Here is an 18,775-nt window from a genome sequence, read left to right as displayed (position 1 = left end):
ATCCCCTTACGCCTTCACAGCTGGTTTAACGATCAGGTCGCTACCGGTAGCACCGGGAACTGCACCTTTAACCAGCAGCAGGTTGCGCTCAGCGTCAACACGTACTACGTCCAGACTCTGAACGGTTACGCGCTCATTACCCAGCTGACCTGCCATTTTCTTGCCTTTGAACACTTTGCCCGGAGTCTGGTTCTGACCGATAGAACCCGGAACGCGGTGAGACAAGGAGTTACCGTGAGTAGCGTCCTGGGTACGGAAGTTCCAGCGCTTAACGGTACCGGCGAAACCTTTACCTTTAGAGGTACCGGTTACGTCAACTTTCTTAACTTCAGCGAAAATCTCAACGCTGATGCTCTGACCTACAGAGTATTCTTCACCTTCAGCGGTGCGGAATTCCCACAGGCCACGGCCAGCTTCAACGCCAGCTTTAGCAAAATGACCAGCTTCAGGTTTGGTCACACGGTTTGCTTTTTTAGCACCGGTGGTAACCTGAATTGCCTGGTAACCATCGTTTTCCAGGCCTTTGACCTGAGTAACGCGGTTCGCTTCAACTTCGATTACGGTGACGGGGATAGAAACGCCATCTTCAGTGAAGATGCGGGTCATGCCCACTTTTTTACCGACTAAACCAATCATTGTTTCAACCTCTCAATCGCTCGATGACCTGATTAACCCAGGCTGATCTGCACGTCAACACCGGCAGCCAGATCCAGACGCATCAGAGCATCAACGGTTTTTTCAGTTGGCTCAACGATGTCTACCAGACGCTTGTGAGTGCGGATTTCGTACTGATCACGCGCATCTTTGTTAACGTGCGGAGAGATCAGAACAGTAAAACGCTCTTTGCGGGTTGGCAGCGGGATTGGACCACGAACCTGCGCACCAGTGCGCTTGGCGGTCTCAACGATTTCCGCGGTTGATTGATCGATCAGACGATGATCAAACGCTTTAAGACGGATACGGATTCTTTGGTTCTGCATGAGACCAGAGCTCCAAACTTTTTATAGACGAAAAAAATTACTACTCGAGCCCATTACGATTGATGGGAGAGTGTAATCGTTCAGCATATAACTCCACAATTGGGAGTATTGTCAGGCGGCCTAAATTTCAGCCGTCTGCGATTCTGCTCGAATCGCGCCTGCAATATCTGCAGGCCCGCGCATTATACGTAAATCTGTTCAGGAAGCAACCCGTGTTGAGGTTTTACCCATTAAATTGTGGCCGGTTCGTGAAGCGTGCGTCGCATTGCACTGCCGTATCGCTGATAAATCAGTTATTCAGTTGTGAGTCTGTTTCCGCCCTTCTTCATTCATAGGTGACACAGAACCCGTTGCCCACGAGAGTGCATCTAACCTTTCGTCCGGAGCATAATCATGTCGCCCACTCTGATAACTCACATTGCTGCACTCGCAGGCGGAGGTGCATTGGGAAGCTTTCTTTCGCTGACCAGCCAGCGCTTCACCCCCGCCCTCTCACCCGCTCAATGGTTTGCCCTACTCTGCTTTCCGGGTTCGCACTGTAATCATTGCCAGCAGCGCCTGCTGTGGCGAGATGCGCTGCCGTTAGTCAGCTGGCCTGGCTTAAAAGGACGGTGTCGCTTCTGTCATCGCGCGTTCGGCGCAGAAAGCGTTGTCATTGAATGGCTGTTCGCCCTTCTGTGCCTGCTGGTGCTGCAGAGTTTTGACCACTCTGCGGAGGCTGTTTTTATTATTACTGCCTCCGGCCTCTTGCTGCTCGTGGCTGCCATCGATCGTCGCCACTTCTGTATACCTGACCCGCTCAATTATCTGCTGCTCTGGTCCGGATTATTCCATGCCACGCTGTCCGGAACCGAAACAACGGCGATATGGGGTGCTGTGGCGGGCTACTGTGCGTTGTGGCTGCTCGCCTGGAGCTATCGGCAGATGCGGGGGTACGAGGGATTAGGTTATGGCGATATCAAGCTTTTCGCAGCGTTAGGTGCCTGCTGTGGCTGGCAGGCATTACCCTGGATTGCACTGGGTGCCACCGTTATGGCGCTGACGTCGATCGTGATGCTGCAACTGCGGGGTTTTATTCAGGGGGACAGCCCGCTGCCGTTTGGCCCTTTCCTGGCCATTGCGGGCTGGGTAACGATAGTGCTGCAGACCCGATTCACTCTTGTTTGATTTGAGCCTGCAGATAGTTCTGGATGCCCATCTTCTGGATTAACTCAAGTTCCGTCTCAATCCAGTCGATGTGATGTTCCTCATCAGCCAGGATTTCAATCATCATGTCACGGCTGACATAGTCATGCACTTTGTCAGCATAGGAGATAGCTTCACGTAGGTCTTTCGCGCCCTCCAGCTCCAGATTCAGGTCTGAACTCAGCATCTCTTCAACATCTTCACCGATACGGAGCCGTCCCAGATCCTGAAGATTTGGGATCCCTTCAAGGAAAAGAATACGCTCAATATATTTATCGGCATGTTTCATCTCATCGATTGATTCATGGTATTCCACATCATTGAGGCGCGCCAGACCCCAGTTTTTGAACATGCGCGCATGAAGAAAGTACTGATTGATAGCAACCAGTTCATTTCCAAGCAGTTTGTTGAGATGACTGATAACTTTGATATCGCCCTTCATTGTTAACCCTCCGCGTCTGGTTTATTAGAGCGTAGATGCGGTTAAAAAGAAGTCAAAAAAACGCGACAGATATTGTGGGTATTCACGCACCGATCGTCGGTCAGGCTATCTCTTTGTAGAGTGGTGCATGCTGCATCTCTTCATCCATAATTTCACGCGCAGCACGAATGCATTTGCCGCATTGCTTGCCGATCGGCACAAGCTGGCGCAGTTGCTGAATAGATTTGGGCTGATAGCGACGCACGACTTCACGAAGGGTTTTATCACTGATGGCATTACACAGGCAGACGTACATTGATTCATCACTCGGGTACATTTTCTGTACATAGTGTAAATGCGAATCGTTTTTATTTCAAACCCACCCTTTGCAGGGTTATGGCGTTTTCAGAGCAAAAAAAAGAGCACCGAAGTGCTCTTTTTACTGTGTTGCAGTGGCCATTTACACAGCCACAGCAGATATCACAATTAAGCGATAACTTTAGCAACAACACCCGCGCCAACGGTACGGCCGCCTTCGCGGATTGCGAAGCGCAGACCTTCGTCCATTGCGATTGGGTGGATCAGGGTAACAACCATTTTGATGTTGTCGCCTGGCATTACCATTTCAACGCCTTCTGGCAGCTCTACTGAGCCGGTTACGTCAGTTGTACGGAAGTAGAACTGTGGACGATAGCCTTTGAAGAACGGAGTATGGCGACCACCTTCGTCTTTAGACAGAACGTAAACTTCTGACTCGAACTGGGTGTGCGGCTTGATTGAGCCTGGCTTAGCCAGAACCTGGCCACGCTGGATGTCTTCACGCTTGATACCGCGCAGCAGAACACCACAGTTTTCGCCTGCCTGACCCTGATCCAGCAGCTTACGGAACATCTCAACACCGGTACAGGTTGATTTCACAGTATCTTTGATACCCACGATTTCAACTTCGTCGCCGACTTTAACGATGCCGCGCTCAACACGACCGGTAACAACGGTACCACGGCCAGAGATTGAGAATACGTCTTCGATTGGCAGCAGGAACGGCATGTCGATCGCACGCTGTGGCTCTGGGATGTAGTTGTCCAGATGCTCAGCCAGTTCGATGATTTTCGCTTCCCACTCTGGGTTGCCTTCCAGCGCTTTCAGAGCAGAACCACGAACGATTGGAGTGTCGTCGCCTGGGAAGTCATATGCTGACAGCAGGTCACGAACTTCCATCTCTACCAGTTCCAGCAGCTCTTCATCATCAACCATGTCACACTTGTTCAGGAACACGATGATGTAAGGAACGCCAACCTGACGACCCAGCAGGATGTGCTCACGGGTCTGTGGCATTGGGCCATCAGTCGCAGCAACAACCAGGATCGCGCCGTCCATCTGCGCAGCACCGGTGATCATGTTTTTCACATAGTCGGCGTGGCCTGGGCAGTCAACGTGCGCATAGTGGCGAGTCGGGGTTTCATACTCAACGTGTGAAGTGTTGATGGTGATACCACGTGCTTTCTCTTCTGGTGCGTTATCGATCTGATCGAATGCACGAGCCTGGCCGCCGTAAGTTTTAGACAGTACGGTGGTGATAGCTGCAGTCAGGGTGGTTTTACCGTGGTCGACGTGACCGATGGTGCCCACGTTTACGTGCAGTTTGTTACGCTGAAATTGCTCTTTCGCCATGGCGATAATTCCTTACGTTGTGCCTTCACCATCTGGGTGAAGGCATCAGTTCAAATTTAAACCGTAGCTTATTTGCTACGAGCTTCAATAACGGCCTGCGCTACGTTGTTTGGCGCATCGTCATACTTCAGGAACTCCATGGAGTAAGAAGCACGACCTTTGGTCAGAGAACGCAGCTGAGTTGCGTATCCGAACATCTCAGACAACGGAACTTCAGCGTGAATCTGAACGCCAGTAGCGTTAGATTCCTGCCCTTTGAGCATACCACGACGACGGCTAAGGTCACCGATGACATCACCCGTGTTCTCTTCTGGCGTTTCAACTTCAACCTTCATGATAGGCTCAAGCAGAACAGGTGTCGCTTGTTTAAAGCCTTGTTTGAAGGCAAGAGACGCGGCCAGTTTAAACGCCAGTTCTGAGGAGTCGACATCGTGGTAAGAACCGAAGTGCAGACGCACGCCCAGATCCACAACCGGGTAACCAGCCAGAGGGCCTGATTTCAGCTGCTCCTGGATACCTTTGTCAACCGCAGGGATGTATTCACCAGGAATCACACCACCTTTGATGTCGTTGACAAATTCGTAGCCTTTCGGGTTCGAACCTGGCTCCAGTGGGTACATGTCGATAACAACATGACCATACTGACCACGACCACCAGACTGCTTGGCGTGTTTACCTTCAACATCGGTAACTTTGTTGCGAATCGCTTCACGGTAAGCAACCTGTGGTTTACCCACGTTTGCTTCAACGTTGAACTCACGCTTCATACGGTCAACGATGATGTCGAGGTGCAATTCACCCATACCGGCGATGATGGTCTGGTTAGATTCTTCATCAGTCCATACGCGGAATGATGGGTCTTCTTTTGCCAGACGGCCCAGAGCCAGACCCATTTTTTCCTGGTCAGCTTTGGTTTTTGGCTCAACGGCGATAGAGATTACCGGCTCCGGGAACTCCATGCGCTCAAGGATGATGACGTTATCTGGGTCACACAGGGTGTCACCAGTGGTCACATCTTTCAGGCCGATCGCAGCTGCGATATCACCCGCACGAACTTCTTTAATCTCTTCACGCTTGTTAGCGTGCATCTGAACGATACGGCCCAGACGCTCACGGTTTGACTTAACCGGGTTGAACACGGTGTCACCCGTGTTAACAACACCAGAGTAAACGCGGAAGAAGGTTAAGTTACCCACGAACGGGTCGGTAGCGATTTTGAACGCCAGTGCAGCAAACGGCTCGTTGTCATCAGAGTGACGAACAGCCGGCGTGTCTTTACCGTCGTCCAGCATACCGTTGATCGCGGTAACGTCAGTCGGTGCTGGCAGATATTCAACAACTGCATCCAGCATCGCCTGAACACCTTTGTTCTTAAATGCAGAACCACAGGTTACCAGGATAATTTCGTTGTTCAGAACACGCTTACGCAGAGATGTTTTGATCTCTTCTTCAGTCAGTTCTTCACCACCGAAGAATTTCTCCATCAGCTCATCAGAGCCTTCAGCAGCGGCTTCAACCAGCTTCGCATGCCATTCTTCAGCCAGTTCCTGCATATCAGCTGGAATATCTTCGTAGACGAAGGTTACACCCTGGTCTGCGTCGTTCCAGTTGATTGCTTTCATTTTCACCAGGTCAACAACACCGGTGAATTTCTCTTCTGCGCCGATAGCCAGCTGCAGAGGAACTGGAGTTGCGCCCAGACGAACTTCCATCTGTTTAACAACTTTCAGGAAGTTAGCACCCATGCGGTCCATTTTGTTAACGAACGCAATGCGTGGAACTTTATATTTGTTAGCCTGACGCCATACAGTCTCAGACTGTGGCTGAACGCCACCAACTGCACAGTAAACCATTACCGCGCCATCAAGCACACGCATAGAACGTTCAACTTCGATGGTGAAGTCAACGTGTCCTGGGGTGTCGATAATGTTTACGTGGTGTGGTTCAAACTGCTTGGCCATACCAGACCAGTAACAGGTGGTCGCAGCGGAGGTGATGGTAATACCACGTTCCTGTTCCTGCTCCATCCAGTCCATGGTTGCTGCGCCGTCATGTACTTCACCGATTTTGTGGTTTACACCGGTGTAGAACAGAACGCGTTCGGTAGTGGTAGTCTTACCGGCGTCGATGTGCGCACTGATACCGATATTACGGTAGCGGGCAATGGGTGTTTTACGAGCCATTTGATTCCTCTGATTCTCGGACGTTCAAGGTAAGTCGACCCCAGCGGGTTGGCTGATTGAGCGCCCGCTGGTTTAACAACTACGTGGTGATTACCAACGGTAGTGTGCGAACGCCTTGTTGGCTTCTGCCATGCGGTGAACGTCTTCACGTTTCTTAACTGCTGTACCTTTGTTCTCTGCAGCATCAGAAAGTTCGTTCGCCAGGCGAAGAGCCATTGATTTATCACCGCGTTTACGAGCAGCATCTACGATCCAGCGCATTGCCAGAGCATTACGACGAACCGGACGGACTTCTACTGGTACCTGATAAGTAGAACCACCAACGCGACGTGACTTAACTTCGACAGTCGGACGCACGTTTTCCAGGGCTACTTCAAAAGATTCCAGCGCGTTTTTACCTGAACGCTGAGCCAGGGTCTCAAGCGCGGTATAAACGATTGATTCTGCAGTAGATTTTTTACCATCTACCATCAGGATATTTACAAATTTGGCCAGCAGCTCTGATCCGAACTTAGGATCTGGCAGAATTTTACGCTGACCAATGACGCGACGACGTGGCATGGAAATACTCCGTTGTTAATTCAGGATTGTCCAAAACTCTATGAGTTTATTTTGACATTTAATTTAAAACGTTTGGCCTTACTTAACGGAGAACCATTAAGCCTTTGGCTTCTTCACGCCGTACTTGGAGCGAGCCTGCTTACGGTCTTTAACACCTGAGCAGTCAAGCGCGCCACGAACGGTGTGGTAACGCACACCTGGCAGGTCTTTTACACGACCGCCACGGATCAGGATCACGGAGTGTTCCTGCAGGTTATGACCTTCACCACCAATGTAGGAGGTAACTTCAAAACCGTTGGTCAAACGCACACGGCAGACTTTACGCAGTGCGGAGTTTGGTTTCTTAGGAGTGGTGGTGTACACACGAGTACAAACGCCACGTTTTTGCGGGCAAGCTTCCAGCGCCGGCACGTTGCTCTTTGCAACTTTGCGGACGCGTGGTTTGCGAACCAGCTGGTTAACTGTTGCCATTAAATAGCTCCTGGATTTGCTTTTGCTTCGTAAACACGTAATAAATCGCCTCGTAGAATTACGAGGAGGCAGAATTTTAGGGCTGAGTCAAAGGGGTGTCAAGAAATAACCAGGTTTTAGCCGATTACCAGACCATTTGTTGCTGATGCCTGATCGTTAGCGTGACAAACCCAGTATAGTCTACTGACTGCACACGGGTCGAAATTTGTCCAGCGAGACCGCGAGCCTGGACATCTTCGTCCAGCACCCAGAGCGTCGCTTCGCTCTCTGACAGTCGCATCAATGCGTGGCTGCCAGCTAAAGCGGCCAGCACGCCATCCTGCAACAGCAGCAGGTCATCACCCGCACCCGCCATTAAAAGCAGGCTCTCAAGGTCACAGTGTGCCGGTGAGTGCAGTAACGTATGCAGCATTAACGTCTCTTAAAAAGTAAGAATGCGATCGTAGCTGGCCAGCGTCTGTCGCAGTGCCGGCGCGTCCAGTAGCGTAACATCCAGCAACCGGTCAGCGTCAACCTCTAATCCACGCGCTATCAGCGATGTCCGGCAGAGATAGCAGTGTTCAATCTCATATAGTGCCAGCACGCCAAAGGTCGCGGCATAGTGACGGCTCTTAATCGTCTCAGGTTGCTGGTGCAGATTAAGCTGCAGCACGCCATCACCGATAAAAAACAGGCCGATATCCTCACTGAGCGCGCCCGTGGCCAGCGCGGCATCCAGCCCCTCACGTCCTGCGCTGCTGCCGTGCGGCGCCCGGGTAAAGACAAACGCGACCCGATTCATCAGAACTGCACCATGCGTTCACAGCTCAGCGCCGCTTCCGCCAGCGCGCCCAGCCCACTCAGGGTAAAGCCCGGCTGCAGGTTACTGCCCGCCAGCTGGAGTCGTGCCGCTTCCTGCTGGTCGCTGACGCCACGACGCAGCGCGGCCGCCACACAAATATTCAGTGCCACACCCTGCTCCTGATGCAATGTCTGCCACGCACGCACCAGATCAAACTCATCACTGGCGGGCGACGTCAGTTGGTTAGCGTTCAGCACCCCTTCGCGATAGAAGAAAACGCTGTCAAGCTGATGGCCTGCCGTCAGCAGTGCGCGGGCAAACAGCCAGGCACTGGTCGCCTGTTGCGTACCGTAAGCCGGGCCGGTGACCAGCAGGGTGTAACGCATTACCGCTCCTGCCCCTGGAAGTCGCCATTTTTAAACTGACGGATGTAGAGATAGACGGTGTGTTTGGAAATATTCAGCCGATCGGCCACCTGGTTGATGGCATCCTTGATGTCGAAGATCCCCTTCTCATACAGGTTCAGCACAATCTGACGATTCTTGGCGTTGTTCGATACATTACGGTCAGCACTCACCTCTTCAATGGTGAACTCCAGCGTCTGCATCACCAGATCGTCTACCGAACTGGCGAAGTTGACGTTGGAGTCAACCTGCTGCATCTCGGGCGGCATAAAGGTCGACATGATCTGTGAGAACGGCACATCAAGGTTCATGTTGATGCAGAGCAAGCCAATGACCCGCTGCTGACGGTTACGAATCGCAATCGTGACCGATTTCATCAGCACGCCGCTTTTGGCACGTGTGAAGTAGGCACGGGAGACATTACTGTCCGCACCATGCATATCATGCAGCATACGCAGGGCTAAATCGGTAATAGGCGAACCGACTTTACGTCCAGTGTGTTCACCATTAGCGATACGCACTGCCGAACACTTAAGATCTTCAAGCGAATGCAGGACAATTTCACAATGCGAACCGATCAACATCGCCAGGCCATCCACGACAGCCTCGTACGATTTCAGAATATCGTAATCACTTTGTTCGAACGGGCGCTGCTCCAGAAGATCGAAGTCGCTCAGTTCACCCGGATTGAATGGATTAGACATTGAAGAGTATCACCCTGAATGGCTGGAGCCTGTCACAGCGGCTTATGGGCAGACTCAATATTGGGATAATTAGGCAGGCATTAGTCTGGCAAATGTCGTCGGCTTATGCCAGAGGTTTGTCGTGAAGCCGAAATGAAACCGCCGCCCGGAGGCGGCGGTCAGCAGATTACTGCGCTTTTTCTGCAGCAGCAGGCGCAGGAGCCTGTGCTTTTTCATCTGCCTTTGGCGCTGGTTTGATATCAAGCAGCTCGACATCAAACACCAGGGTGGAGTTAGCCGGGATGCCCGGAACGCCATTTTTGCCGTAAGCCAGATTTGGTGGGATCACCAGCTTGATCTTGCCGCCTTTCTTCACGTGCTTCAGACCTTCAGTCCAGCCCGGAATGACACCATCCAGACGGAATGAAAGTGGCTCGCCACGGGTATAAGAGTTGTCGAATTCAGTACCGTCAATCAGCGTCCCTTTGTAGTTTACCACTACAGTGTCGCTGTCTTTAGGTGCGTCGCCGGTACCCTCTTTCTCAACTTTATACAGCAGGCCGCTTTCGGTTTTCTTCACGCCGCTCTCTTTAGCAAATTTGGTTGCGTAAGCTTCGCCCTTTTCAGAGTTCTCTTTCGCATCTTTTTCCATTTTCGCTGAGGCTGCGCCTTTCACGCGGCCTTCAAAGGATTGCAGCGTCTGCTCAATCTCTTCATCAGAGAGTTTGCTCTTGCCACCAAATGCATCCTGAACACCAGCGATCAGCTGCTGCTTATCCAGTTTGATGCCCAGTTTTTCCTGCTCCTTCAGGGAGTTGTCCATGTAGCGACCCAGCGAAGCACCCAGCGCGTAGGCAGACTGCTGGTCTTCATCTTTGAAGGCAGCATTTTTCGGTGCCTGAGGCGCAGACTGTGGCGCGGCGGCTGGTGCAGCCTGTGGCGCCGCAGCGGTATCTGCCGCCATTGCCAGCGGAGCATTCAGCGCAACAGCCATGGTGGTAGCTAACAATGTGACTTTAAACAGTGATTTCATCCATTCTCCAAAACCGAAGCGTCTAACCTCGGGAAACATTGCGGACTTCAGGGTCCACACTATAACTTTACGTGGCAGTGTCGAACACTCCCACAATGTAATTACCCGGTTAACCTCCGACCTTTATAACATCGGGAAGTTTCATCAGAGATGATGCCGCGCTGCCTTTTTTCAAGCGCAACGCCTCCGGGCGTGAAAAAAACAGGTGATTCCTGGCATTCAGATCGTAGAATCACGCCCCGAGTCGCACCTTAACAGAGGAACAGGTCATGCAACAATCTGAGTGGGAACAGCGTCTGGAGACGCTGGAGAGCAAACTGGCCTTTCAGGAGATGACTATCGATCAGCTGAACAGCGCGGTCGTTCAGCACGAGCTGGAGATGAATAAGATGCGTGAGCAGATGCGCATTTTAACCGACAAGCTCAAAGCGAATGCGCCATCGATCGTCGCCTCACAATCTGAAGAGACGCCACCACCGCACTACTGATCGCGGGCTATCTGGCCCCGGCTTACCCGGGCAGAACCAGAATACGCGACAAAAGAAAGGCCACCCGAGGGTGGCCTTGAAAGGTCTGTTGAGACTTAGTGGCTGCAGCCGCAGCCGCCAGTGCCACAACCGCCTTTACCCTGATCATGGTCGTGGTCGTGATCATGGCCGTGATCGTGGTCATGATGATGGCCATCTGCACCGTGAACGTGGCCATGAGCCAGTTCTTCCGGCGTGGCTTCGCGGATAGCAACCACTTCAACGTTGAAGTTCAGGTTCTGACCCGCCAGCATGTGGTTACCATCAACCACGACGTGATCATCTTCCACTTCGGTGATTTCTACCGGTACCGGGCCCTGATCGGTTTCTGCCAGGAAGCGCATGCCAACCTGCAGTTCGTCAACGCCCATGAAGACGTCTTTAGGAACGCGCTGCACCAGGTTATCGTCATACTGACCGTAGGCATCGTTTGCCGGGATATGCACGTCAAACTTGTCGCCGGCAATGTGGTTTTCCAGCGCATTTTCCAGACCAGAAATCAGGGAACCATGACCGTGCAGGTAGTCTAACGGTGCACTCACCGGTGACTCGTCAACTAACACGCCGTCTTCTGTACGTACCTGATAGGCCAGGCTTACCACCAGGTCTTTTGCTACTTTCATGATATCTCCTAACCGTTGAGAGCTGAGATCCCGTCTCATTGGTCTATTCTTTCGTGCAATAACACCAACCAGAAAGGTTCGGGGCTGAGTACAAGAGGGTTTTCACTTTCTCTTGCGACTACAGCGTTAATGGCGACAATTGTAACGGAATTCAATCCCGCTGTAAGTCCAGGCGTAAAAAAAGCTGCGCCATTCCGCTACTCAGGATGAAAAATACCGATAACCTGCTCATTAGTGCGAACCTGATCGCGCGCCTGCTTATCGGCCTCACGCATCTGGTGACCACACTTCACGCACTCCACCACATCGACATTATTTTCACGCCACATTGCCAGCGTGTCCTTCTCCTGGCAGTGCGGGCATGTCGCACCAGCAATAAAACGTTTACGCATTAGCTTCTGCCTGTTTAAAGAGGTTATTCATCATCGTCCCAGCCGTCGATCTGCCGCTTTTCGCGCTGCATTTCGCGCTGGAAGATATCTTCCAGTTCACGCCGCGCTTCACGGACGCGCGAAGCCTGCGCGCTTTCAGAGAGATTGGGCATCAGCTCGCGCAGCATCCGCATATCAAGATGGCGGAAATACTGCTGGGCGCGGTGCGCCTGATGCGGATGCATCCCCAGCGTCATCAGCGTTTTACGTCCCAGCTCCAGCGCACTGGAGAAGGTCTCACGCGAGAACTGCGTGACGCCCGCCTGAAGCAGTTCATGCGCTTCTACACGGCCCCGGGCGCGCGCCTGAATCTGCAACTGCGGAAAATGCTGCTGGCACAGATGTACAATCGTCATCACATCTTCGGGCTCGTTACAGGTGATCACAATCGCCTGAGCGCTGGCCGCACCGGCTGCCCGCAGCAACTCCAGTTCGGTGGCGTCGCCGTAATAGACCTTATAGCCATATTTCCGCATCAGACTGACTGCACTGATGTCGCGCTCAAGCACGGTGATGCGTTTGTTATTCGCCATCAGCAAACGCCCCACCACCTGCCCGAACCGACCAAAGCCCACCACAATCACCTGCGGCTGATCGTCTTCGACAAAGTGTTTCTCTGCCTCGTCATCCGGCTCATTGAAGCGGCGTGCCAGCAGACGATCGATTCCCTTCATCAGCAGCGGCGTGGTCATCATCGACAGGGTTACCGTCACCAGCAGCATCGGCAGTTGATCGCCAGAGAACAGCTTTGCCGAGGAGGCCGCGGAAAAGAGCACAAAGGCGAACTCGCCCCCCTGACTCAGTACGCCAGCGAACTGCTGCCGCTCAGAGCTGCGCAAGCCATAAATGCGCGCCAGCAGATAGAGCACCAGCGTTTTCACCGCCACCAGCGTCACGACACCCAGCAGGATGGTCACAATATGGGTATAGAGCACACCGAGGTTGAGCGCCATGCCAACCGAAATAAAGAACAGGCCCAGCAGTAAACCTTTAAACGGGTCGATGGCGACTTCCAGCTCATGCCGGTACTCGCTCTCCGCCAGCAGGATCCCGGCAATAAAGGTCCCCAGCGCCATCGACAGACCCAGCGCATCCATAAACAGCGCGGAGCCCAGCACCAGCAGCAGCGAAGCGGCGGTAAAGACTTCGCGCACGCCCGACGCAGCGATGTAACGGAAGATAGGCCGCAGCAGATAGCGTCCGCCTACCAGCATGCCGGCAAACGCCAGTACTTTCATGCCGACCTTCATCCAGTCGATATGACCGCTGTCGGTTCCGGCCAGCAGCGGGATCAGCGCCAGGGCTGGGATCACCGCGATATCCTGAAACAGCAACACCGAAAAGCCCAGTTGCCCCGCTTCGCTGCGGTTCATGCCTTTATCCATCATCAGCTGCAGGGCCATGGCGGTCGAGGACATCGCCAGACCAATCCCGCCAATAATCGCCGCCTGCCAGCTAAAGTTGGTCAGCCATAATAAACCGCCCAGAATCGCCGCTGAGAAGATCACCTGCGCCGCGCCGACGCCAAAAATGGAGCGGCGCAGCGCCCACAGCTTTGCCGGGTTCAGCTCCAGCCCGATAATAAACATCAGGAACACCACGCCGAGCTCAGAGAAGTGCAGAATCTCGTCGACGTCGCTGATAAAGCCTAATCCCCACGGGCCGATAGCGATACCCGCCACCAGATAGCCCAGAACTGCACCAATACCGAGGCGCGCCGCCACCGGTACAATCAATACCGCCGCGACCAGATAAATCACCCCGGCGGTCAGCAGCGTTTGCCCTTCCATCTATACCCCTCCATTCGGCAGCGGTGCCGCCAGCCAGTCGCCATAGGCGCGGGCGTAATTTTTCATTAATTCAGGACTCTGACGACGCGCCCAGTAGACGATCATCGGCGGCATCCAGTGCATACGGCACATCTGCGCGGTCAGCTCAAAAGGACGCATAATGTCATTGAGCGAATAGCGGTTCAGACCCTGATGTCTGAAGGCACTTTCCGGTTCTCCGGTGGTGACGACGCTGCGCCAGTACTTTCCTTCCAGCGCATTGCCATCCACGCCATTGGCGAAACCGCGCGACAGAACTCTGTCCAGCCACTCTTTCAGCAGCGCCGGACAGCTATAGGTATAGAGCGGATGCTGAAAAATGATGACATCATGTTCACGCAGCAGCTGTTGTTCATGGTGAATATCGATAAAAAAATCCGGATAGGTTGCGTACAGATCGTGCACGGTAACGTGTTCCAGTGCCTGAGCCGGCTGCAGCAGAATCCGATTGGCGATCGAATCCTGTGATTCCGGATGAGCATAAAGCAGCAAAACCCTGGGTGGCTGCGACATCCTTTCCCTCCAAAGCGTCGTCATTGGTGCGGTTTTCCGCTACCATGCACGACGCAGCAAAATCTCATTATGTTGCCAGTAAATTAACATATTCTGACGATACGGCGCTTACATGATTGTCTTCTCAGCCTTACAAATTCGCCGCGGCATCCGCGTCCTGCTCGACAATGCCACCGCCACCATTAATCCCGGCCAGAAGGTCGGGCTGGTGGGTAAAAACGGCTGTGGAAAATCCACGCTGCTGTCGCTGTTAAAAGGTGAAATCACCAGCGATGCCGGTACCGTCACTTTCCCCACTCACTGGGCGCTGGCCTGGGTGAATCAGGAAACCCCTGCGCTGGATAAAGCCGCGCTGGAGTACGTGATTGATGGCGATCGCCAGTTTCGCCAGCTTGAAGCAGAACTGGCGGACGCCAATCTGCGTGACGATGGCAATGCCATCGCGCTGCTGCATGGCAAGCTGGACGCGGTGCAGGCGTGGAGCATCCATGCGCGCGCCTCAAGCCTGCTGCATGGTCTGGGCTTCAGTCAGGAACAGCTGCAACGCCCGGTCAGCGACTTCTCGGGTGGCTGGCGCATGCGCCTCAACCTGGCACAGGCGCTGATTTGCCGTTCCGATCTGCTGCTGCTGGATGAACCGACCAACCACCTCGATCTCGATGCGGTGATCTGGCTGGAGCGCTGGCTGAAGAGTTATGAAGGCACGCTGATCCTGATCTCGCACGATCGTGACTTCCTCGATCCCGTCATCGACAAAATTATTCATATCGAACAGGAGTCGATGTTCGAATATACCGGCAACTACAGCTCCTTTGAGCGGCAGCGCGTCGCCAAACTGGCTCAGCAGCAGTCACTGTATGAGAGCCAGCAGGAGAAAGTGGCGCACCTGCACAGCTACATTGATCGCTTCCGCGCTCAGGCCACCAAGGCGAAGCAGGCGCAGAGCCGCATCAAGATGCTGGAGCGCATGGAAATGATTGCGCCCGCCCATGTCGATAACCCGTTCAGCTTCACTTTCCGCAAGCCGGAGAACCTGCCTAATCCGCTGATGAAGATGGAGAAGGTCACTGCGGGTTATGGCGATCGTATTATTCTCGACGCCATCAAGCTCAACCTGGTCCCCGGCTCGCGCATCGGCCTGCTGGGACGTAACGGTGCCGGTAAATCGACCCTGATTAAGCTGCTGGCGGGTGAGCTGGAGGCGATGGACGGCAAGATGGGTCTGGCGAAAGGGATCAAGCTCGGTTACTTCGCCCAGCATCAGCTGGAGTACCTGCGGGCCGATGAGTCACCGTTGCAGCATCTGTCGCGTATTGCGCCTGAGGTGCTGGAACAGCAGCTGCGCGACTATCTGGGCGGCTTCGATTTCCGCGGCGATAAAGTCACTGAAATCACTGAGCGCTTCTCCGGCGGAGAGAAAGCGCGACTGGTGCTGGCGCTGATTGTCTGGCAGCGCCCTAACCTGCTGCTGCTGGATGAACCCACCAACCATCTCGATCTCGATATGCGCCAGGCGCTGACCGAAGCGTTGATCGACTTCGAAGGTGCGCTGGTCGTGGTATCGCACGACCGACATCTGCTGCGCGCGACCACCGACGATCTCTATCTGGTGCATGATGGCAAAGTGGATGTGTTTGAAGGCGATCTCGAAGATTATCAGAAGTGGCTGAGCGATCTGCAGAAGCAGCAGGCGCAACAGGATGCCGCGCCGAAGCAGGATAACGGCAACAGTGCCCAGGCGCGTAAAGACCAGAAGCGTCGTGATGCTGAACTGCGCACCCAGACGCAGCCGCTGCGCAAAGAGATAGAGAAGCTGGAAAAGCAGATGAGCAAATGGCAGAGCCAGCTGGCCGAAGCCGAAGCTCAGCTCTCAGACAGCGCTATCTATGAACAGAGCCGTAAAGCGGACCTGACCACCGCGCTGCAGCGTCAGGCGGAGAGCAAATCTGCGCTGGAAGAGGTGGAGATGGCGTGGCTGGAAGCGCAGGAACAGCTCGAACAGATTATGGCCTCATAAAAAAATCTCCCCGCGAGCGGGGAGATTCTCTTTTAACGAGGTTTATCGCCCAGCACCGTTGCCCGCTGCATAATGCGCCGGGCAGGATAGTAATCAGCATTGGCATAATGCTGCGTGACCCGATTATCCCAGATAGCCAGATCGTCTGGCTGCCAGCGCCAGCGCACCTGAAACTCCGGTTTGGTGGCGTGCGCAAACAGAAAGCCCAGCACCGCATCACTCTCTTTCTCGCTTAAATCGACGATCCGCGTGGTAAAGCCCTCATTCACAAACAGCGCTTTTTTGCCGCTGACCGGATGGGTGCGGATGACCGGATGCTGCACTGGCGGATGTTTTTCTACCGCCTGCTGCCAGCGCTGATGCTCGTCCTCGGTTTTGCGGTACTTATACTCCTGGAATGACTTTTTGAAATCATGCTCGGCATGGAGACCTGCCAGCAGCTGCTTAAAGGGTTCAGAGAGCGCTTCGTAAGCCGCAATGCCGCTGGTCCAGAGCGTGTCACCCCCCGACTCCGGTAACACCTTCGAGGCCAGCAAGGCGATCGCTGGCGGCGTATCAATAAAGGTGACATCGGTATGCCAGTTGTCATTATCTGGCGGATTATCCTGATGGGTATCCAGCACGATAATCTCCTCGACGCCTTCCGCATGCGGATAGACCGGATGGATGTGCAGATCGCCAAAGCGGATTGCCAGCGCGCGGTGCTGTTCCGGCGTTATTTTCTGGTCACGCAGAAACAGCACCTGATGACGAAGCAGGCCATGATAAAGCTGCTCAAACTGAGCATCACTCAATGGGCGAGACACATCCAGGTTTGAGACCTGCGCGCCAATGTACGGGCCAAGCGGGGTAAAACTGAGACGTTCGTTCATGATTGTTCTCCACTCCAGGGCGTCAGACGGCGCTGCAACGCGCGGAGCCCGAGTTCTAAGCTAAAAGCAATAAAGGCGATTACCGCGATACCCGCCAGCACCACATCGGTGGCGAGGAATTCTCCTGCTGACTGCACCATAAAACCCAGACCCCGCGTGGCAGCAATCAGCTCAGCGGCCACCAGCGTTGACCAGCCAACCCCCAGACCGATGCGCAGACCGGTGAGGATCTCCGGCAACGCGCCTGGCAGAATCACCCAGCGCAGCAGTTGCCAGCGATTAGCCCCCAGCGAGCGCGCCGCACGCAGTCGGACCTGCTGCGTGTTACGCACGCCGGCCAGGGTGGAGAGCGTCACCGGCGCGAAAATCGCCAGATAGATCAGCAGGATTTTCGAGGTTTCACCAATGCCGAACCAGATCACCATCAATGGCAGATAGGCGAGTGGCGGAATCGGACGATAGAGTTCAATCAGAGGATCGAGCAACCCGCGAGCGACCGGGCTGAGGCCCATCAGGATCCCTACAGGAATACCGATGGCGGCAGCGGCAGTCAGCGCAATCAGCATTCGTGTCAGGCTGGCGGCCAGATGCTGCCACAGCGTGGCATCCATAAAGCCCTGCGAGCTGGCAATCAGCAGCAGCTTGCTTAACACCTGCTGCGGCGACGGCAGGAACAGCGGGGCAATCAGGCCCAGCGCGGTCACGCCCCACCAGAGCAGCAACAGCAGAGAGAGACTCAGCATGCTCAGCGTGAAGGCGGTTGAAAACGGCCAGCGCAAACGACGGCGCACCGGCAGAGACTTGTCATTGATGAGTGCACTCATGCAAACGCCTCCCGCTGATCAAAGACCCGGCTCAGCACATACTCGCGCTGGGCGATAAACTGCGGATCGGATTTGATGCTGCGGCACGACTCTCCCGCGGCAAAGCGCTGACCAAAGCCAGGACGCAGCCGCTCTACGATGCGGCCCGGTCCTGGCGACAGCAGAATCAGTTCGCTGGCCAGGAAAATCGCCTCTTCTATGTCGTGCGTAATCAACAGAATCTGTTTACCGCTGTCGCGCCACAGCGTCAGCAGCAGGGTTTGCATCTGCTCTCGGGTAAAGGCATCCAGTGCGCCGAAAGGCTCATCCAGCAATAGCAGTTGTGGATCGGTAGCCAGCGCACGCGCAATGCCCACCCGCTGACGCTGACCACCGGACAACTGCCAGATGGCGCGCTTTTCCGCACCTTCAAGCCCCACCTGCCTGATTAACCGGCGGGCAATCGCGTCGCGATCCGGGCGTGACATCCCCGCCAGCTGCAGGCCAAAGGCGACGTTATCCAGCACGTTGCGCCACGGCAGTAATCCTTCATGCTGAAACACCACGCCGCGCTCCGCACCAGGCCCGGTCACCGGCTGGTTATCCAGCGTGATGCTGCCCGACTCCACCGGCAGGAAACCGGCAACCAGATTGAGCAGTGTGGTTTTGCCGCAGCCGGAGGGGCCGAGCACCACCAGCAGTTCATGGCTATCCAGCTGCAGATTGATATCCTGCAACACCGGCTGTCCGGCATAACGGGCATTAAGGTGAGCGATGCGCAGCATAG

The 18,775-nt window shown here is 54.3% G+C and carries 23 protein-coding genes; 3 read left to right on the top strand and 20 right to left on the bottom strand.

Annotated elements, in window-relative coordinates; translation table 11 throughout:
* Positions 1–6: 6 nt before the first annotated feature.
* Both rplC and rpsJ read right to left on the bottom strand, forming a co-directional pair.
* A complete protein-coding gene (gene rplC, locus ACVKSX_RS15780; RefSeq protein WP_003850712.1) occupies positions 7–636 on the bottom strand; it encodes a 50S ribosomal protein L3 in 630 nt (209 codons plus the stop codon).
* 32 nt (positions 637–668) lie between these two features.
* Positions 669–980 (bottom strand): 30S ribosomal protein S10, encoded by a 312-nt coding sequence (rpsJ, locus tag ACVKSX_RS15775; RefSeq protein WP_001181005.1) that lies wholly within the window; start codon positions 978–980, stop codon positions 669–671.
* A 393-nt stretch (positions 981–1,373) separates the two neighbouring features.
* Here rpsJ and ACVKSX_RS15770 point away from each other — a divergent pair, with 393 nt between their 5' ends.
* Positions 1,374–2,147, top strand: coding sequence for a prepilin peptidase (locus ACVKSX_RS15770; protein ID WP_010671586.1), 774 nt, complete (start codon positions 1,374–1,376; stop codon positions 2,145–2,147).
* On the opposite strand, the gene bfr is transcribed toward ACVKSX_RS15770, so the two are convergent.
* The 11 genes from bfr to fkpA form a co-directional block, all read right to left on the bottom strand.
* Entirely contained in the window at positions 2,134–2,607 is a 474-nt protein-coding gene (gene bfr, locus ACVKSX_RS15765) for a bacterioferritin (RefSeq protein WP_354439465.1), read from the bottom strand. The two genes, ACVKSX_RS15770 and bfr, sit on opposite strands and share 14 nt — an antisense overlap.
* Before the next feature lie 100 nt (positions 2,608–2,707).
* Positions 2,708–2,902 carry a bacterioferritin-associated ferredoxin gene (gene bfd, locus ACVKSX_RS15760; RefSeq protein ID WP_010253015.1) on the bottom strand — a complete coding sequence of 65 codons (195 nt, stop codon included), beginning with the start codon at positions 2,900–2,902 and terminating at the stop codon, positions 2,708–2,710.
* A 170-nt stretch (positions 2,903–3,072) separates the two neighbouring features.
* Complete coding sequence (gene tuf / locus ACVKSX_RS15755; protein ID WP_010253018.1) at positions 3,073–4,257, bottom strand: elongation factor Tu; 1,185 nt, start codon at positions 4,255–4,257, stop codon at positions 3,073–3,075.
* Positions 4,258–4,325: 68 nt separating this feature from the next.
* Complete coding sequence (gene fusA, locus ACVKSX_RS15750; protein ID WP_010253020.1) at positions 4,326–6,440, bottom strand: elongation factor G; 2,115 nt, start codon at positions 6,438–6,440, stop codon at positions 4,326–4,328.
* Between the two features lie 90 nt (positions 6,441–6,530).
* Complete coding sequence (rpsG, locus tag ACVKSX_RS15745) at positions 6,531–7,001, bottom strand: 30S ribosomal protein S7 (RefSeq protein ID WP_003852909.1); 471 nt, start codon at positions 6,999–7,001, stop codon at positions 6,531–6,533.
* 96 nt (positions 7,002–7,097) lie between these two features.
* Positions 7,098–7,472: a 30S ribosomal protein S12 gene (gene rpsL, locus ACVKSX_RS15740; RefSeq protein ID WP_003852912.1), complete on the bottom strand. Its 375-nt coding sequence runs from the start codon at positions 7,470–7,472 to the stop codon at positions 7,098–7,100.
* Between the two features lie 124 nt (positions 7,473–7,596).
* On the bottom strand, positions 7,597–7,884 hold the full coding sequence (gene tusB, locus ACVKSX_RS15735; RefSeq protein WP_010253026.1) for a sulfurtransferase complex subunit TusB: 288 nt from the start codon (positions 7,882–7,884) through the stop codon (positions 7,597–7,599).
* 9 nt (positions 7,885–7,893) lie between these two features.
* A complete protein-coding gene (gene tusC, locus ACVKSX_RS15730; protein WP_010253027.1) occupies positions 7,894–8,253 on the bottom strand; it encodes a sulfurtransferase complex subunit TusC in 360 nt (119 codons plus the stop codon).
* The gene (gene tusD / locus ACVKSX_RS15725) at positions 8,253–8,639 is read right to left on the bottom strand and encodes a sulfurtransferase complex subunit TusD (RefSeq protein ID WP_010253028.1); all 387 of its coding nucleotides are present in this window, start codon (positions 8,637–8,639) and stop codon (positions 8,253–8,255) included. The genes tusC and tusD overlap by 1 nt, the downstream gene beginning before the upstream one ends.
* Positions 8,639–9,361, bottom strand: coding sequence for a helix-turn-helix transcriptional regulator (locus tag ACVKSX_RS15720; protein WP_010253029.1), 723 nt, complete (start codon positions 9,359–9,361; stop codon positions 8,639–8,641). The genes tusD and ACVKSX_RS15720 overlap by 1 nt, the downstream gene beginning before the upstream one ends.
* A 166-nt stretch (positions 9,362–9,527) precedes the next feature.
* Positions 9,528–10,373, bottom strand: a complete 846-nt coding sequence (gene fkpA, locus ACVKSX_RS15715) for an FKBP-type peptidyl-prolyl cis-trans isomerase (RefSeq protein WP_010253030.1) — start codon at positions 10,371–10,373, stop codon at positions 9,528–9,530.
* Positions 10,374–10,642: 269 nt separating this feature from the next.
* Between fkpA and ACVKSX_RS15710 the strand changes: the two genes are divergently transcribed.
* A complete protein-coding gene (locus tag ACVKSX_RS15710) occupies positions 10,643–10,861 on the top strand; it encodes a SlyX family protein (protein WP_010253031.1) in 219 nt (72 codons plus the stop codon).
* Between the two features lie 95 nt (positions 10,862–10,956).
* Here ACVKSX_RS15710 and slyD read toward each other — a convergent pair whose 3' ends face one another.
* From slyD to kefG, 4 genes are all read right to left on the bottom strand, one after another.
* Positions 10,957–11,523 carry a peptidylprolyl isomerase gene (gene slyD / locus ACVKSX_RS15705; protein WP_010671583.1) on the bottom strand — a complete coding sequence of 189 codons (567 nt, stop codon included), beginning with the start codon at positions 11,521–11,523 and terminating at the stop codon, positions 10,957–10,959.
* Between the two features lie 197 nt (positions 11,524–11,720).
* A complete protein-coding gene (locus ACVKSX_RS15700) occupies positions 11,721–11,915 on the bottom strand; it encodes a YheV family putative zinc ribbon protein (RefSeq protein ID WP_010253033.1) in 195 nt (64 codons plus the stop codon).
* A 23-nt stretch (positions 11,916–11,938) separates the two neighbouring features.
* The gene (gene kefB, locus ACVKSX_RS15695; protein WP_010253035.1) at positions 11,939–13,744 is read right to left on the bottom strand and encodes a glutathione-regulated potassium-efflux system protein KefB; all 1,806 of its coding nucleotides are present in this window, start codon (positions 13,742–13,744) and stop codon (positions 11,939–11,941) included.
* On the bottom strand, positions 13,745–14,296 hold the full coding sequence (gene kefG / locus ACVKSX_RS15690) for a glutathione-regulated potassium-efflux system ancillary protein KefG (protein WP_010253037.1): 552 nt from the start codon (positions 14,294–14,296) through the stop codon (positions 13,745–13,747).
* Between the two features lie 112 nt (positions 14,297–14,408).
* Here kefG and ACVKSX_RS15685 point away from each other — a divergent pair, with 112 nt between their 5' ends.
* Positions 14,409–16,313, top strand: a complete 1,905-nt coding sequence (locus ACVKSX_RS15685) for an ABC transporter ATP-binding protein (RefSeq protein WP_010671582.1) — start codon at positions 14,409–14,411, stop codon at positions 16,311–16,313.
* Between the two features lie 32 nt (positions 16,314–16,345).
* On the opposite strand, the gene tauD is transcribed toward ACVKSX_RS15685, so the two are convergent.
* Genes tauD through tauB form a run of 3 tightly spaced genes read right to left on the bottom strand, consistent with a single transcriptional unit; the run spans position 16,346 to position 18,773 of the window.
* Positions 16,346–17,185 (bottom strand): taurine dioxygenase, encoded by an 840-nt coding sequence (gene tauD / locus ACVKSX_RS15680; RefSeq protein ID WP_033772975.1) that lies wholly within the window; start codon positions 17,183–17,185, stop codon positions 16,346–16,348.
* Positions 17,182–18,009 (bottom strand): taurine ABC transporter permease TauC, encoded by an 828-nt coding sequence (gene tauC / locus ACVKSX_RS15675; RefSeq protein ID WP_010671581.1) that lies wholly within the window; start codon positions 18,007–18,009, stop codon positions 17,182–17,184. The genes tauD and tauC overlap by 4 nt, the downstream gene beginning before the upstream one ends.
* Positions 18,006–18,773 carry a taurine ABC transporter ATP-binding subunit gene (tauB, locus tag ACVKSX_RS15670; RefSeq protein ID WP_010671580.1) on the bottom strand — a complete coding sequence of 256 codons (768 nt, stop codon included), beginning with the start codon at positions 18,771–18,773 and terminating at the stop codon, positions 18,006–18,008. Before tauB ends, tauC begins: the two co-directional genes overlap by 4 nt.
* Positions 18,774–18,775: the final 2 nt, after the last annotated feature.

The sequence above is a fragment of the Pantoea sp. PvP021 genome, assembly GCF_054056055.1.
Note: the sequence above shows the minus strand (reverse complement) of the source record. Positions and strands in the feature narration are given on the sequence as shown.